Source organism: Streptomyces sp. NPDC049887, from assembly GCF_040656535.1.
In the GTDB taxonomy this organism is placed as follows: domain Bacteria; phylum Actinomycetota; class Actinomycetes; order Streptomycetales; family Streptomycetaceae; genus Streptomyces.
Genome location: NZ_JBFAMM010000015.1, coordinates 9,819 through 25,722, shown reverse-complemented (window position 1 = coordinate 25,722; position 15,904 = coordinate 9,819). Strand labels below are relative to the sequence as shown.

The 15,904-nt window shown below is 71.9% G+C and carries 11 protein-coding genes; 3 read left to right on the top strand and 8 right to left on the bottom strand.

What is annotated here, in order from left to right:
* Positions 1–18: 18 nt before the first annotated feature.
* From AB0J10_RS19500 to AB0J10_RS19485, 4 genes are all read right to left on the bottom strand, one after another.
* Positions 19–1,014 carry a D-cysteine desulfhydrase family protein gene (locus AB0J10_RS19500; protein ID WP_363063149.1) on the bottom strand — a complete coding sequence of 332 codons (996 nt, stop codon included), beginning with the start codon at positions 1,012–1,014 and terminating at the stop codon, positions 19–21.
* Between the two features lie 122 nt (positions 1,015–1,136).
* On the bottom strand, positions 1,137–1,646 hold the full coding sequence (locus AB0J10_RS19495) for a DUF664 domain-containing protein (RefSeq protein ID WP_363063147.1): 510 nt from the start codon (positions 1,644–1,646) through the stop codon (positions 1,137–1,139).
* Between the two features lie 152 nt (positions 1,647–1,798).
* Positions 1,799–4,930, bottom strand: a complete 3,132-nt coding sequence (locus tag AB0J10_RS19490) for a glycoside hydrolase family 38 C-terminal domain-containing protein (RefSeq protein WP_363063145.1) — start codon at positions 4,928–4,930, stop codon at positions 1,799–1,801.
* Positions 4,931–4,940: 10 nt separating this feature from the next.
* On the bottom strand, positions 4,941–6,269 hold the full coding sequence (locus AB0J10_RS19485) for a 6-phospho-beta-glucosidase (RefSeq protein WP_363063143.1): 1,329 nt from the start codon (positions 6,267–6,269) through the stop codon (positions 4,941–4,943).
* A 907-nt stretch (positions 6,270–7,176) separates the two neighbouring features.
* Between AB0J10_RS19485 and AB0J10_RS19480 the strand changes: the two genes are divergently transcribed.
* On the top strand, positions 7,177–8,610 hold the full coding sequence (locus tag AB0J10_RS19480; RefSeq protein WP_363063141.1) for a nucleobase:cation symporter-2 family protein: 1,434 nt from the start codon (positions 7,177–7,179) through the stop codon (positions 8,608–8,610).
* Positions 8,611–8,735: 125 nt separating this feature from the next.
* Positions 8,736–9,161 (top strand): YchJ family metal-binding protein, encoded by a 426-nt coding sequence (locus AB0J10_RS19475; protein WP_363063139.1) that lies wholly within the window; start codon positions 8,736–8,738, stop codon positions 9,159–9,161.
* A gap of 173 nt (positions 9,162–9,334) precedes the next feature.
* Here the strand turns inward: AB0J10_RS19475 and betT are convergent, their stop codons facing one another.
* From betT to AB0J10_RS19460, 3 genes are all read right to left on the bottom strand, one after another.
* Positions 9,335–11,461 carry a choline BCCT transporter BetT gene (gene betT / locus AB0J10_RS19470; protein ID WP_363063137.1) on the bottom strand — a complete coding sequence of 709 codons (2,127 nt, stop codon included), beginning with the start codon at positions 11,459–11,461 and terminating at the stop codon, positions 9,335–9,337.
* A 166-nt stretch (positions 11,462–11,627) separates the two neighbouring features.
* Complete coding sequence (locus tag AB0J10_RS19465) at positions 11,628–11,885, bottom strand: hypothetical protein (protein WP_269727362.1); 258 nt, start codon at positions 11,883–11,885, stop codon at positions 11,628–11,630.
* 415 nt (positions 11,886–12,300) lie between these two features.
* Entirely contained in the window at positions 12,301–13,374 is a 1,074-nt protein-coding gene (locus tag AB0J10_RS19460; protein WP_363063135.1) for an ATP-dependent DNA ligase, read from the bottom strand.
* Positions 13,375–13,426: 52 nt separating this feature from the next.
* On the opposite strand from AB0J10_RS19460, the gene ligD reads away from it, so the two are divergent.
* Positions 13,427–14,539, top strand: coding sequence for a non-homologous end-joining DNA ligase (gene ligD / locus AB0J10_RS19455; protein WP_363063133.1), 1,113 nt, complete (start codon positions 13,427–13,429; stop codon positions 14,537–14,539).
* 81 nt (positions 14,540–14,620) lie between these two features.
* Here ligD and AB0J10_RS19450 read toward each other — a convergent pair.
* A partial coding sequence (locus AB0J10_RS19450; RefSeq protein ID WP_363063131.1) for a family 16 glycoside hydrolase occupies positions 14,621–15,904 on the bottom strand: 1,284 nt, incomplete at its 5' end.

Genomic DNA, 15,904 nt, shown 5'->3' with positions numbered 1-15,904 from the left:
TGCCGACTCCGCGCGCCGCTACGGCGCCGCGGTTCCCGCCGCCAGTCCCGCCTCCGCCGCCGCCAGTGCCGCCGGGTGGCCGAAGAATCCGGGCAGACCACCGGTGTGGAGGAAGACGGTACGGGCGCCGGGGGCGATGTCGCCGTCCCGGACGGCCGCGATCAGACCGGCCATGGCGCGGCCGGTGTAGACGGGGTCGAGGACGATGCCCTCGGTGCGGGCCGTGAGCTTCAGGGCGGCCGACACCGGTTCGGTCAGCGCGCCGTAGCCCGCGCCCACCTGGTCCAGCCTCAGACGCAGGGTCTCCGCGGGGACGTCGCCGCCCGCCAGGCCGGAGGCGAACGCGGACACGGTGGCGGCCGGGTCGGGTACGGCGCCGCAGTGGACGCCGAGGACACGGTCCGGGCCGAGCGCGTGCACCAGTCCCGCCGCCGTCCCGCCGGAGCCGAGGGCAGCCACCACCGTGGTCAGGTCGGGTGCCTGGGCGAGGAGTTCGCGCCCGCAGGCCGCGTAGCCGCGAGCGCCGAGGACGCTGGAGCCGCCGAACGGGATGAGTTCCGGGACCGTGCCGTCGGCCCGGAGCCGGTCGGCCACCTCCCGGGCCGTGGCCGCGAGCGCGTCCGACCGGACGTCGCCGGCCCAGACGGCCGTGGCGCCGAACAGCCCGTCCAGTGCCAGGTTGCCGCCGGCCGACGCGTCCCGGGTGCCCGCGAGCACCAGGACGACCTCCATACCCAGGCGGGCGCCGGCGGCCGCGGTCAGCCGGGCGTGGTTGCTCTGCGGCGCGCCCGTGGTGACCAGGTGCGTCGCGCCCGCCGCCACGGCCTGCCCGCAGAGCCACTCGAGTTTCCTGGTCTTGTTCCCGCCGCCGCCCAGGCCGGTGAGGTCGTCGCGTTTGATCCACAGGTCGTCGGGGCCGAGGCCGAGCGCACGGGCGAGCCCGGGCAGGGGTTCGAGCGGGGTCGGCCAGGTGCCGAGCGGGACGGGCTGCGGGGCGTCGCTTGCGGAGGTCATGGTCACCATCGTCGCCCGTGGTGCGCCGCGGGCCGGTCCCGGCCCCCGTGTCGCGGCGGCCGCCCCCGCGGTGCGCCCCCGGTCGTACCGGGCCGCGGTCCATGCCCCGGAACGCCGTCCCCTCAACCCCGCTCCAGCGTCCCCCGGACGAACGCGGCCTGCCCCGCGTGCTGGAGAGCGTCGGAGACGACGCTCACCAGCCGGACGCCCAGGGTCACCGGCGGGGACCACGACTCGTCGACGATCCGGCCGAGCGCGGTGTTCGTCAGGCCCCTGACGAACGCCACCGTCTCCTCGTGGACGGCGTCGTGGTAACCCAGCAGCAGGTCGGGCGACTCCACCCGCACCTTCGCCACCTGGGCCCGGGTGTGGCCGTAGCCGGTCGCGTCCGGAGGGAACGGCAGCCCGAAACGGCCCTCCCAGCCCTGGGAGAGCCATACCTGCTCCCGTCCCGCCGCATCCGCCACATGGTCGTCCTGGACCCGCGTGAGGTGCCACACCAGCCATGCGATGGTGTTCGCGCCTGGGTCGACGCGGGCGTGGAGGAGGTCCGGGGCGCATCCCCCGGCCGCGTCGTGCACCGTCTCCCGGATCCGTCCGAAGGCGTCTTCCAGCAGTTCCGCGCTGTTCATACGGTGAGTCAATCCCGGGGCCACCCGTGTGTCCGCCCCGACACGCGGGCCGCCACCACCATCGCCGCCGTTCCCGGCGCACCGCCCGGACCGGCCGCCGCAGCCCCTCGGCCGCCACGGGGCCAGGGCGCCTCGGCGGCCCTGGGCCCGTCTCATCCGCCTCCGCGCCTCAGCCGCACCGTGACGATCTGGAACGGCCGCAGTCGCAGCGCCACGCCGTCGTCCTCGACCGCGAGCGGGGGGCCCTCCAGCGGTCGTTCCAGCAGGTCCGTCAGGACCGCGCCCGTCGCCGGGAACCCCGTGCGCAGTACCGTCGCCGCCCGCCCGCCGAGCGACTCGTAGAGCCGGACGACGACGTCCCCCGAGCCGTCGTCGGCCAGTTTCACGGCCTCCACCACGACCGCGGGACCGTCCGTGGTGACCACCGGCGGCACCGCGGTACCGCCCGGGCCGATCCGGAGCGGCAGATTCAGCGCGTAACCCTCGGCGATCGCCTCCTCGACCGTCGCGCCGGGCAGCAGGGCGTACGTGAAGCGGTGCGGGCCCTGATCCGCCTCGGGGTCGGGGATGCGGGGCGCGCGGACCAGACTCAGCCGGACGGTCGTGGTCGTGCCGCCGTCCTCCTCCCGCGTCGTGCGCGTCACATCGTGCCCGTACGTCGAGTCGTTGAGGACCGCGACGCCGTAGCCGTTCTCGCCGATGTGCACCCAGCGATGGCCGTGGACCTCGAAACGCGCCGCCTCCCAGCTGGTGTTGGTGTGGGTGGGGCGGTGGACATGGCCGAACTGGATCTCCGCGGTGGATCGTTCCGCGTGCACGTCGACCGGGAAGCCGGCCTTGAGGATCTTCTCCGCCTCGTGCCAGTCGATCTCGGTACCGATGTCGACACGGCGGCTGCCGGCCCGCAGGGTGACGGTCTGCACGATCCGCGAGCCCCGGCCGAAGATCCGCTCCACGCGCAGCGCGCCGAGCAGTGGGCTGTCGTCGGCGATCCTGATCGTGGCCCCCTCCAGGAGGTCGGTGTAGCGGGCCAGGTAGTGCTTGTCGATGTCCCAGGCGTCCCAGTGGTTCGGCAGGTCACTGTGCAGCCGCAGCAGGTTGCCCTTGCCGCCGGGCGGCAGCACCTCCCGGTCGGCGACGAGGTCGCGCACGGAGGTGAAGGTGCCGTCGTCGGCGAACTCGACCCGTACGAGCCCGTTGTCCAGGGCCCGGTTGGTCACCCTGACCGGCGGCTGCGCCGGGGCCCGCGGGACGATCCGGGCCGAGCCGGAGGCCGGGACCGCCACTGACACGGGGGCGGAGCCGTCGGACAGCCTCGGCAGCCCCGGGTCCAGGACGTCGGCCAGGACCGACGGCACCCGCACGACCTCGGCCCGGTCCCGGGGCCCCGCGTTGTACACCCACGGCTCGACCCGGCCCGCTCCGCTCACCGCCTCCAGGGCCTGTGCGGTCAGCGCCTCCAGCTCCTTCGCGACCCGGGCGTACTCCGCCTCGGCCTCCCGGTGGACCCAGGCGATCGACGAACCGGGCAGGATGTCGTGGAACTGGTGCAGCAGCACCGTCTTCCACAACCGGTCCAGCGCGGCGTGGGGGTAGGTGTACCCGGGCACGTGCAGGGCCGCCGTCGTCGCCCACAACTCGGCTTCGCGCAACGCGTGTTCACTGCGGCGGTTGCCCTGCTTGGTGCGGGCCTGGGAGGTGTAGGTGGCGCGGTGCAGCTCCAGGTACAGCTCGCCCGACCACACCGGGGCGTCGGCGTGGCCCGCGTACTCCTCCCGAGCCGCCTCGAAGAAGGCGTCCGGGTGCTCGACGACGACCTTTGCCGAGCCCTCCAGGTCCGCCAGCCGGCGGGCCCGCTCCAGCATCTCCCGGTTGGGTCCGCCGCCGCCGTCGCCGTGGCCGAACGGCGCCAGCGATCGCGTACCGCGCCCCTTGTCCCGGTAGTTGCGCACCGCGTGGGCCATCTCCCGTCCGGAGAGGACCGCGTTGTAGGTGTCGACGGGCGGGAAGTGGGTGAAGATCCGCGAGCCGTCGATGCCCTCCCACCAGAAGGTGTGGTGGGGCAGCTTGTTGGTCTGGTTCCAGGACAGCTTCTGCGTCAGGAACCAGCTCATCCCCGCGAGCTTGGCGAGCTGTGGAAAGGCCGCCGTGTAGCCGAACGAGTCCGGCAGCCACACCCCGTGGGTCTCGACGCCCAACTCGTCGAGGAAGAAGCGCTTGCCGTGCACGAGTTGCCGGGCCAGCGCCTCGCCGCCGGGCAGATTGCCGTCCGCCTCCACCCACATGCCGCCGACGGGCGCCCACTGCCCGTTCGCCACCGTCTCCTTGATCCCGGCCCACACCTGCGGGTGGTCGTCCCGCACCCACGCGTACTGCTGCGCCTGCGAGCAGGCGAAGACGAACTCGGGGTACTCCTTCGCCAGCGAGGTGACATTGGAGAACGTCCGGGCCGCCTTCCGCCTGGTCTCCCGGATCGGCCACAGCCAGGCGCTGTCGATGTGGGCGTGCCCGACCGCCGACAGGGTGTGCGCGCTGGCGTGCGCGGGCCGGGCGAGGGCCTCGGCGAGGACGTCGCGGGCATCGGCCGCCGATCCCGGCACGTCGTCGAGGTCGAGCACGTCCAGTGCCCGCTCCAGGGTGTACATGATCTCGTGACGGCGAGGCTCGTGCTCGCCGAGCTCCAGCATCAGCTCCTGCAGCACCTGCATGTCGAGGGACAGATGCCAGACGTCCTCGTCGAGCACGGTGAGATCGGCCCGCGCGAAGGTGTAGAGCGGCGCGCTGCCCGCCGTGCGCTTGTCGCCCATGGGGGTGGGGGAGCGGAAGCGGTCCTTGAGGATGTCCGGGTTGGAGGCGGCCTCGATCAGGAAGGCGACCCGTTCGCCGCCCGTCGCGGGTGAGGAGACGGGCACGTACTGGTTCTGCGGGTTGACGGCCTTCACGGGGGTGCCGTCCGGGAGGTGGACGAGCGCCTCGGCCTGGTTGCCCGGCCAGCCGCTGGTGAACCCCAGGTCGAACCAGGCCTCCACGCGCCGGCCCGCCCATTCCACGGGCACGTCGCCGGCCACCCGGAACCAGGTGGTGCCCCACGGCGGACCCCACGCGGTGCCCGGGGCGAACGGCTCGAAGGTGGCCTCGCGCGCCTCCTCGAACGGCACGGGCTCGTCGGGCACCTGCCAGGCCGCCACCGCCAGCGGCACGCAGTCCGTGTGGACCGCCGGTCGGATCCGCTGCTCCAGTACACGCGCGACGCGCTGCTCGATCCTGTGCCGTTCGTCGTGCATCTCCGAGCACCTACTTCCGGTTGAGGTGGGCGAGACCGGGGTGTACGGCGGTGTACCCGTCCAGCAGACGGCGGGCGACGGTGACGGAGTCGACCAGGGGATGCAGGGCGAAGGCCCGCACGGCGGCGGAGCGGGACCCGCTCTCCGCGGCCTTCATGACCTCCCGTTCGACCGCCTTCACCGCCGTGACCAGACCCGTGGCGTGGCCCGGGAGCGGGTCGACGGCGTACGGGTGGGCGCCGCCGGCGTCCACGAGGCACGGCACCTCGACCACGGCGTCCGCGTCGAGCACGGAAAGGGTCGTGCGATTGCGGACGTTGAGGATCAGCGTGGCGCGCTCGTCACGGGCTACCGCGCGCATCAGGGCCAGCGCGACCTGCTCGTAGCCGCCCGACTCCAGGTCCTCGTCCACCCGTTCGCCCGCGCCGGACGCCTCGCGGTTGCCGGCCATGTAGGTGGCCTCACGCTCGGCGAGGGCGGACTCCCAGCGCCTCAGCGACGGTTCGGCGTAGAAGCCGGCCTGCTGGTCGCGGACGAAGGCCCCGCGGGTGCGTTCCGCCCGTCGGTACGCACGTACGGTCTCGCGGTTGAAGTAGTAGTAGTGCAGGTACTCGTTGGGGATCGCGCCCAGCGAGCGCAGCCAGTCCGCGCCGAACAGCCTGCCCTCCTCGAGGGAACCGAGCGCCTCGGAGTCGCCGAGGAGACGCGGAAGTTCGTCCCGGCCGGCCACCCGCAGTCCGCGCAGCCAGCCCAGGTGGTTGAGGCCGACGTAGTCCATCCACACCCGGCCGGGGTCGGCGCCCAGCGCCCGCGCCACGCGACGGCCGAGCCCGACCGGTGAGTCGCAGATCCCGATGACCCGGTCGCCGAGCACCCGGGACATGGCCTCGGTGACGAGCCCCGCGGGGTTGGTGAAGTTGATGACCCAGGCGTCGGGCGCGAGCGCGGCGATCCTGCGGGCGATGTCCGTGGCGACCGGCACGGTCCGGAGCCCGAACGCGATGCCGCCCGCGCCGACCGTCTCCTGGCCCAGCACGCCCTCGGTGAGTGCCACCCGCTCGTCGGCCGCGCGTCCCTCCAGCCCGCCGACGCGGATCGCGGAGAACACGAAGTCGGCGCCGCGCAGCGCCTCGTCGAGATCGGTGGTGACCTCGACGGCGGGCGCGTCCGGCACACCGGCGGCCTGTTCGGCGAGCACGGTCGCGACGGCGCGGAGCCGGGACCCGTCGAGGTCGTGGAGGGTGACCCGGGTGACCCGGCCCTCCTCGCGGTCGCCGAGGAGCGCGCCGTACACCAGCGGAACGCGGAAGCCTCCGCCGCCCAGAACCGTCAGCCTCATCCCGCGACCTTCCTGCCGCCGTACGTCCGCGCGGCCCCTGCCTGCTCCGCGGCGCCGGGGCGCCGCGCCACCGCCGTCCCTCACCGGTCTTCCTCCGCCGTGTCCTCGGCCGTCAGGAACTCTTCTTCCCTCTTCTGCCCCCACGCTGTCACCTCGGCGGCGTTCGCGCGAGAACCGCCCGGGCGGGCACCGGGCCCGGCCCGTCTCGGGACCTGTTGGCAACTGTCGGCAAACGACGAATGCTGTCGCGGACCCGTTCCGCCAGGGAAGCGTGCGACGGGCCTCGGCCTCGGCGTGGGCGCCCGGCCGGCCCGGGCGGCATGGCCTGAAATGCTCGGAGCCTTCCGAGCCCGCGGCGTTCCGTCCGGTCTGCTCCCGTGCCGGGGCCGACCGGCGGGACCCGCCCCTGCTCGTATCAACGTTCGAAGGGTGCAAGGCCGGGCTCGCCCACTCCCGGAGGGTGTCGACCCCGACCGGGGGCCGCGGCCGCGACACCGGCGAAACCCGAGCCGCACCTGCGGAGTTCGGCATAACAGGCACCGTCGCGCGACCGGTCGGGACCCGATGCGCCACTCGGCGCGAGGCCGTCGCGCGGCGGCGCGCCGTCCTTGCGGCAGGCCCTGGTGGATATGGGCCCGGGGCCCACGCAGGTGCTCGCGCCGCACGCCGCCATTGGGTGAACCTACAAATCCACGGGGCGTCGCCGTCAACACTTTGTGCATGTCGCCAATTCTCGTGCGGCGCCATACAGGGGTTCTATTCGGTCACACGACGAGACGCTGCTGCCGTCACCAGTAAGGCCTCGACGGCGTGACCGCACTGACAACCCTGAGTCCGCCGACTGAACGCCCGGCCCAGGGACAACCAGAACTCTTCCCCGTCACACCTCTTGAAGGGCAAGGCAGAGATGGCACGTTTCGCCGTTCGACTCCCCGGTCGCAAGGAGCAGAGCCCCCATCCGGTCGACGAGGTGCTCCCCGTCTCCAAGCTGGCGCTCTACGGATTCCAGCACGTACTGGCCTTCTACGCCGGCGCCGTTATCGTTCCGATCATCGTCGGCGGTGCGCTGGGACTCAGTGCCGAGCAGCTGGTCTACCTGATCAATGCGGACCTGTTCACCTGCGGTATCGCGTCCATCATCCAGGCGTGGGGAATCGGCCGGATCGGCGCGCGGCTGCCGCTCATCCAGGGCGTGACCTTCACCGCGGTGTCGCCGATGATCGCGATCGGCATGGGCGCGGGGGGCGGCACGGCGGCCCTGCTGGTGATCTACGGCGCCGTGATCACGGCCGGTCTGGCGACCTTCGCGTTCGCCTGGCTGCCCGCCAGGGCGTTCCGGTCGGTCATGCGGCTGTTCCCGCCTGTGGTGACCGGCACGGTGATCACGGTTCTCGGTATCGTGCTGATCCCGGTCGGCCTGAACGACGCGGCGGGCGGACTCGGCAGCCCGGACTTCGGTGATCCCAGGAACTTCGCCTATGCCGGCGGCACGATGCTCTTCATCCTCGTCCTGATGAAGATCGGCAGGCAGTTCCTCTCCAGCATCGCGATTCTGCTCGGCCTGGTCGGCGGCACCGCCGTGGCCTTCCTGCTCGGGGACGCGCACTTCTCGGAGGTGGGCAACGCGAACTGGGTGGGGGTCACGACGCCGTTCCACTTCGGTGTGCCCCAGTTCCAGTGGCTCCCGATCCTTCTCATGCTCATCGTCATGCTGATCACCATGGTCGAGACGACGGGCGACACGTACGCGGTCGGTGACATCGTCGACAAGCAGGTCGACAGTGAAACCGTGGCGCGTGCACTTCGCGCCGACGGCGCGGCCACGGCGCTGGGAGGCGTCCTCAACTCCTTCCCCTACGTGGCATTCGCGGAGAACGTCGGGCTCGTTCGCATAACCAAGGTCAAGAGTCGCTTCGTCGTGGTGGCCGCCGGTGTGTTCATGATGGTCCTGGGCCTGCTCCCGAAGGCCGCCGCGGTCGTCGCCTCGGTGCCGCACGCGGTACTCGGCGGCGCGGCGACCGTGATGTTCGCGATGGTGGCCCTGGCCGGTATCCAGACGCTGGCCAAGGCCGACCTGAAGGAGGAGAAGAACGCGCTCGTCGTGGGTGTGTCCCTGGCCTTCGCGCTGCTGCCGGCCACAGTCCCGGTGCTCTTCAAGGAGCACATGGACGCCGACCTGGCCTCTCTGCTGAACAGCGGCGTCACGCTCGGCGCGACGTCCGCGATCGTGCTGAACCTGATCTTCAACGGGCTCGCCGAGGACAGGACGCCCGCGGCGGTCGCCCCCGTCGGGCCGGCCGAGGACGCAGAGGACGACGCCACCCCTGCACCGACCGCCTGACCTCTCGAACCTCCCGAGGCGTGCCCCGGCCGGACCGCGGTCCGGCCGGGGCCACTGCCGTCCTGGCGAGGGCGCAGCGCGGGCCCGTTCACCCGGCGCGCCGCCCCGCGCGCCACAATGGCCCCATGGCCCGACGTACCACCCGCCCCTCGCAGCCCACCGTCACCGACGGCTCCCCCTGTCCCTGCGGACTGCCCGCCGCGTACGGAGCCTGCTGCGGCAGGTTCCACAGCGGACGGTCCGCCGCTCCGACGGCGGAACTGCTGATGCGGTCCCGCTACTGCGCCTTCGTCGTCCGGGACGAGGGTCATCTGCTGCGCACCTGGCACCCCGACTACCGGCCGAGCGGTGTGGAGTTCGACCCCGCGACGAGCTGGACCGGTCTGGAGATCCGGGAGACCACCGAGGGCAGCATGTTCCACACCACCGGCACGGTCACCTTCGTCGCCCGCTACACCCACGGCGGCGAGCCCGGGCAGCTCCATGAGCGCAGCCACTTCGAACGGCACGACGGCGCCTGGGTGTACGTGAACGGCACCTTCACGGAGTGAACGACCGCGGCCCCGGGGCCGGTGGTCCGTCAGGCGCCCGCCGTCGAGCCCGGCCGCACGATCATCACCGGCGCGCCGCCCGGCGTCGGCGGGCGCACGACGACACCGGGCCGCCGGCGGGCCCGCCTGCAGCACCGGGCGGAACACGGTGGGCCGCCCGAACGTCCTCTCGGTCAGCCCTCCTGGTCCGGACCGTGCTCGGCCGTGTCCGGCCGGTGACCGGGCAGCGCGGAGCCGGCCGTGGCCTCGTGGTGGAGGCGCAGGAACTCGAAATGCCGCTCGTACTGGTCGAGCATGTCGCCGATGAGCTGCTCCTCGGTGTACCCCATCACGTCGTAGCCCTGGTTGCCCTCGGCGAGCCGCACCTCGAACCTCAGATAGGTGTCGTGGCCGGAGACCGAGCGGGTCGCGAACTGGGGGGTGAGGGTCTCCAGCGGCTCCAGCCCGTAGACGAACTCCTCCTTGCCGCCGATCCGGACCCGCAGCTCCAGCCGGGGGACTCCGGTCGCCTCGTCGGTCTCGTCGGTGACGGTCGTCCGGGCACCCTGGGCGCGCAGTTCCCCGGCCACCTTCTCGAACGCCGGGCGGCACACCTCGTCCACGAACCGGGTGGCGGCCCGCGGGCCGGGGAACGCCATCGCCCGCGCGATCCGTTGCCGCCAGGTCCGCTCGGCGAGCGGACCGCGGTGTGTCCGTCCCGACAGTGACCCGGGCAGAGTGGCGATCAGGGCGTCGTCACGCATCCGTTCGAGGCGGAGCGCCTTGTACAGGCCGGCCATGATGAGGAACATCACGAACGAGAACGGCAGGCCCATGACGATGGTGGCACTGGTGAGCGCCTCCACGCCGCCGACGAGGAGCATGGCCAGGGTCAGCAGTCCCGTGGCACCGGCCCAGAACACCCGCAGCCACGGAGCCGAGTCGCTCACCGGAGTGGGCAGATGGGAGCAGAGGTTGCCCATCACCAGCGCGCCGGAGTCCGCCGAGGTCACATAGAGCAGCAGCCCGACGACGGTGGCGAGCCCGGCGCTGAACGCCGCGCCCGGGTACTGCGCGAGCAGCCCGTAGAAGCCCTGTTCGGGGAACTCCATGGCCGTCTCGCCGAACCGGAGGTTGCCGCCGCGGATCACCTGCAGCGCGCTGTTGCCGAAGACGGAGAGGAAGGTCAGCGTGAACACGAACGGGATGACCAGGGTCGCCAGCACGAACTGGCGGAGCGAGCGGCCCCGGGAGATCCTCGCCAGGAACAGCCCGACGAAGGGTGCCCACGCGACCCACCAGGCCCAGAAGAAGAGCGTCCAGGCGTTGAGCCAGTCCTTCGGCGGGTCGTAGCCGAAGGTGTTCAGGGTCATCGAGGGGAAGCGGCTGACGTAGTCGCCGATGTTGAGGATGAGCTGGTTGAGCAGCGGGACGGGGCCGCTGACGATCAGCATGTAGAGCAGCAGCACGAGCGCGAGCACGACGTTGAGCTCGGACAGTCGCCGGATGCCGCGGTCGACTCCGGCCGCCGCGGACACCGTGGCCATGATCACCGCGATCACGATCAGACCGATCTGCGCGGCAATGCCTTCGGGTACGTCGAAGAGGAAGCTGAGGCCGAAGTTCAGCTGCACCACACCGATTCCGAGCGACACCGAGATGCCGAACACCGTGCCGATGATGGCCGCGAGGTCCACGGCGTCACCGATCCGGCCGTGGATGCGCCGGCCGATGATGGGGTAGAGCGCCGAGCGGATGGCCAGGGGCAGACGGTAGCGGAAGGCGAAGTACCCCAGTGCCATGCCCATCAGCGCGTACATCGCCCACCCGGTGATGCCGTAGTGGAACAGTGTCCACACCACTGCCTGACGGGCCGCCTCCACGGTCTGCCCCCTGCCTTCCGGCGGCGCGAGGTAGTGGCTGACGGGCCCTGAGACGGCGAAGAACATCAGGTCGATCCCGATGCCCGCCGCGAAGAGCATGGCCCCCCAGGCGAACAGACCGAAGTCGGGCGTGGAGTGCTTCGGCCCCAGTTTGATGTTGCCGTAGCGGGAGGCGCCGATGAACACGACGAAGGCCAGGTACAGGGTGGCGGCGAGGAAGTAGTACCAGCCGAAACCGGTGGAGATCCAGTCGACCACCACACCGATGACATGCTGGGCGCCGCTCGGGGTGATGATCGCCCAGATCGAGATCGCGAGGATCAGCCCGGAGGAGCCGAAGAAGACGACCGGTTTGATCCGGGTCTCTCCGGGCGTGGCGTCCGCCGTCGCCGTCCCCTCCTCGTCGGTGCCGTCCCCGCCCTTGCCGTTGGTCGCCACGGTGCTGTCCTTCCCGTTCCACAGTGCTGCCGACCCCGCACAGTCGGGCGGCCGCACGAATGCGGCAGGTCACACTGTGGTCCAGGCTCCCTTCCTCCGTCCCACCCGCCCGGCACCGACACGGTCGCGATCCGCATCCGTTGTCCCCGGGCGTTGCGCTGCGGGGCTAGCGCGGGCCGCCCGGACGCACCACCAGGCCCGGGTTGTAGGCGGCCAGGATCTTGTTGGACCGGGCCAGCGCGGCCAGGGCGTGCTCGCGGTCCGCCTGGTCCTCCGCACAGAGCGGCCCCCGGAACCGCATGGCCTCGCGCGCCGCGCACTCGGCGTCGATCTCCGCCTGCAGCACACCGAGCGGCATGCAGGATCCGATCAGGGCGGCCACACCGTCGGGAATCGGGACGGGGACGAGGTTGGACGCGGTCACGTGGAGTCCTTTGCTGATGTTGCTCCGGGGTCGCCGGGCATGGGTGGTGTTCTCCTCTATACGTACCTGATGCGCTTCACGGTTCGTCAGCCGGGACGTCTCTGTGCGGAAACCGTTCGGTCGCGACCGCCGATTTCCCCCTACCGGGGAGTAAGTTGCCCCGGGTGCGGTCCCACCCCCGAACTCCACCTTGTCGCATGCGAGTCCACCGGAGGAGCGCGGAGCGCGGAGCCGAAGCCGAAGCCGGAGCCGAAGCCGGAGCCGGCTCCGGCTCCGTCGCTCGAGGTCGGGAGGTACGCGGTCGCGGCCGCGTACGTCGTGGAGGTCGAGGCGCCGTGCCGCCGGCCGGGGCCCCGCCTGCCGCCTCCCGGTGCGGGCACGGCCCCCGCGCCTCCCGAAGGCCGAGTCCCGTGGTTCACCCGGACGGCGGCGCCGACAGGACCTCCGAGAGGTCGTAGCGCACCGGCTCCTCCAGCTGCGCGTAGGTGCAGCTCTCGGGAGCGCGGTCGGGCCGCCACCGGCGGAACTGCGCAGTGTGGCGGAAGCGGTCGCCCTCCATGTGGTCGTACGCGACCTCGACCACCCGCTCCGGTCGCAGCGCCACCCATGACAGGTCCTTCTTGCCCGACCAGCGGCTCGGCGCACCGGGCAGCCGGGCCGACTCGTGCGCCTCCTCCTCCGCCCAGCGCGCCCAGGGGTGCTCCGACACGTCCGCCGGGCGCAGCGGTTCCAGCTCCGCCACCAGCTCCTCGCGGCGCTTCATGGAGAACGCGGCGCAGACGCCCACGTGCTGCAGGGCGCCGCCGGTGTCGTACAGGCCGAGCAGCAGCGAGCCGACGATCGGTCCGCTCTTGTGGAAGCGGTAGCCGGCGAGGACCACGTCCGCGGTCCGCTCGTGCTTGATCTTGTACATCAGCCGGACGTCGGGCCGGTAGGGAAGATCCAGCGGTTTGGCGATCACTCCGTCGAGCCCGGCCCCCTCGAACTGCTCGAACCACCGCTCCGCGACGGCGGTGTCCGTCGTCGCGGGTGCGATGTGCACCGGTTCGCGCGCGTCCGCGAGCGCCCCGACGAGCTGCGCGCGCCGCTGCGCCAGCGGGGTGTCGAGCAGCGCGTCGTCGCCGAGAGCCAGGAGGTCGAAGGCCACGAAGCTGGCCGGGGTGAGCTCGGCGAGCATCCGCACCCGGGAGTCCGCCGGATGGATGCGCTCGGTGAGCCGGTCGAAGTCGAGTCGACCCCCGTGGGCGATCACGATCTCGCCGTCGACGACGCAGCGCTCCGGCAGATTGCCGCGCAGGGCCGTGACCAGCTCGGGGAAGTAGCGGGTCAGCGGCTTCCCGGTGCGGCTGCCGATCACCACCTCGTCGCCGTCCCGGTGGACGATCGCACGGAAACCGTCCCACTTGGCCTCGTACTGCATCCCGGGCGGGATCCTCGCCACGGACTTGGCGAGCATCGGTTTCACGGGGGGCATGACCGGTAGATCCATAGGGTGATTGTCCGGTATGCATGGATTCCTGGCACGGCCTACGCTGACGGTCATGGCCGGAGCGGTGGAAGTGGAAGTGGGCGGGCGGACCGTCCGTGTGTCCAATCCTGACAAGGTGTACTTCCCCGAACGCGGCTACACCAAGATGGACATGGTCCAGTACTACCTCGCCGTCGGCGATGGCATCACCCGTGCGCTCCGGGACCGGCCCACCACCCTGGAGCGCTACCCCGACGGCGTGACCGGAGAGTCGTTCTTCCAGAAGCGTGCCCCGAAGTACCTCCCCGACTGGATCCCCACCGCCCACATCACGTTCCCCAGCGGCCGGTCGGCCGACGAGATGTGCCCGACCGAACCCGCCGCCGTGGCCTGGGCCGCCAACCTCGGCGCCGTCACCTTCCACCCGTGGCCGGTCCGCCGCGAGGACACCGACCACCCCGACGAGCTGCGCATCGACCTCGACCCGCAGCCCGGCACCGACTACGCCGACGCCGTCCGCGCCGCCCACGAGCTGCGGGAGGTCCTGGACGCGGCCGGGCTGCGCGGCTGGCCCAAGACGTCCGGCGGACGCGGACTCCATGTGTTCGTCCCCATCGAGCCGCGCTGGACCTTCACCCAGGTCCGGCGCGCCGCCATCGCCTGCGGCAGGCAGCTGGAACGCCGCATGCCGGACCACGTCACCATCAGGTGGTGGAAGGAGGAGCGCGGGGCGCGGATCTTCGTCGACTACAACCAGACCGCCCGCGATCGCACCATCGCCTCCGCCTACTCCGTGCGGCCCCGCCCCCACGCCCCGGTCTCCGCGCCGCTGCGCTGGGAGGAGATCGACGACGCCGTCCCCGAGGACTTCGACATCGTGACGATGCGGACGCGCTACGCCGAGGCCGGTGACGTCCACGCCGACATGGACGACCGGCGCTTCGGCCTGGAGGCACTGCTGGAGCTGGCCCGCCGCGACGAGGCGGAGCACGGGCTGGGCGATCTGCCGTACCCGCCGGAGTACCCGAAGATGCCCGGCGAGCCGAAGCGGGTCCAGCCGAGCCGTGCGAAGAAGGACGCCCCGGCCGGCGGTGCCGGGAAGAAGGCCGGGCGCTCGGCCGCGAAGGCGCCGGACGACTCGGGGGAAGGGACGCCGGGGGAGGCGACGCCGCCGGCCGACGGCTGATCCGGCGCGCGGACGTCCACGACTCGCCGATGCCCCACCGCCCGCCGGCGGTGGGGCACCGAGCACCGTGCGCCGTGCCGGCTACAGTGCCTTGACGCGGATGTTGCGGTAGGAGATCACATCGGTGGTGCCGTGCACCTGGAGGCCGATGTAGCCCTGGGCGTAGCGCCGCCCGTCCGTGCCCGGGTCGTCGCCGCGCGGCGGGACGAACTCCTGACCGCCGCTGTTCTCGAACTCGTTGATCAGGACACCGTTGCGGTGGACCGAGTAGTGCTGGCCTTCCACCCGGATCTCGTAGTCGTTCCAGGTGCCCTTCGGGGTGACCCCGGCCCCGCCGAGGCCGACGCGGTCGAAGCCGTACACCGAACCGGTCTTGTACATGTCGCCGTCGGGCCGGTCCAGGACCTGCACCTCATGCCCGTACTTGATGGCGACCCACTCCGGCCGCGGCTCCTCCGGGTTGTCGTGCACGTACGGGAAGCGCACGAACACACCGCTGTTGGCGTTGCCGGTGCCCGGGGCGTCGTCCCGCCACTGGAGCCTCAGCGAGAAGTCGCCGTACTGCCGCTGCGGGAACCACAGCATGCCCAGGCCGCCCTTGGTGGTGCCGCTGGTCATCGACCCGTCGGCGTTGAGGCCGAACGAACCGCCCCCCACGTGCTGCCACTTGGCGAAGGACGCGGCCGTGCCGTCGAAGAGGTCGCGGTAGCCACCGGTCTGTCCCGGCTTGCCGATGCCGGACTGCTTGGCCGCCTGGTAGATCTTCCTGTGCTCGCGCCGGTCGATCACACCGTCGGCCAGCAACCCGTCCAGGACCTTGTCGACGTGCTTGAGGAACAGGGCGTGGGAGCTCCAGTCCTTCTCGTCCTCGATCAGCTCGTTGATCGTGCAGCGGGAGCGGGTGACCCGGTTCGGCACACCCGTGTCGACGGTGCCGACGATCACGGTCAGCCGCTCGTCGTACTCCGGGCAGTTCGGGGCGGGGACGCCGCCGCTCTCCGCGACCGTGAAGGACTCCTTCTTCGCCTCGGAGGTGTTGCCGGCCTTGTCGGTGGCCCGGTACTGCACGGTGTGGAAGCCGACCCGGTCGACGATCACGGGCGCCGTGTAGGCCAGGTACGGGCCCCCGTCGAGCGAGTACTCGATGCGCTCCACGCCCGAGTCCGTGTCGGCCGCCGTCACCGTCACCGTGGCGCTGGTGATGTACGCGCCGTCGGAGTTCCTGGTGCCGGCCACCGTCGCCGAGGTCTCCGGCGGGGTCCTGTCCTGCGTGGGCGGGGCGACGACGGTGAAGTCGACGGCCTTCTCGGCGGCGGTGTTGCCGGCCTTGTCGGTGGCGCGGTAGCGGACCTTGTGGGTGCCGGT

Bases quoted from the DNA above. Each gene is read 5' to 3' on its own strand.
- ligD (WP_363063133.1), top strand. From the start codon at position 13,427: ATGGCCGGAGCGGTGGAAGTGGAAGTGGGCGGGCGGACCGTCCGTGTG.
- AB0J10_RS19460 (WP_363063135.1), bottom strand. From the start codon at position 13,374: ATGGATCTACCGGTCATGCCCCCCGTGAAACCGATGCTCGCCAAGTCC.
- AB0J10_RS19500 (WP_363063149.1), bottom strand. From the start codon at position 1,014: ATGACCTCCGCAAGCGACGCCCCGCAGCCCGTCCCGCTCGGCACCTGG.
- AB0J10_RS19485 (WP_363063143.1), bottom strand. From the start codon at position 6,269: ATGAGGCTGACGGTTCTGGGCGGCGGAGGCTTCCGCGTTCCGCTGGTG.
- AB0J10_RS19495 (WP_363063147.1), bottom strand. From the start codon at position 1,646: ATGAACAGCGCGGAACTGCTGGAAGACGCCTTCGGACGGATCCGGGAG.
- AB0J10_RS19480 (WP_363063141.1), top strand. From the start codon at position 7,177: ATGGCACGTTTCGCCGTTCGACTCCCCGGTCGCAAGGAGCAGAGCCCC.
- AB0J10_RS19475 (WP_363063139.1), top strand. From the start codon at position 8,736: ATGGCCCGACGTACCACCCGCCCCTCGCAGCCCACCGTCACCGACGGC.
- AB0J10_RS19490 (WP_363063145.1), bottom strand. From the start codon at position 4,930: ATGCACGACGAACGGCACAGGATCGAGCAGCGCGTCGCGCGTGTACTG.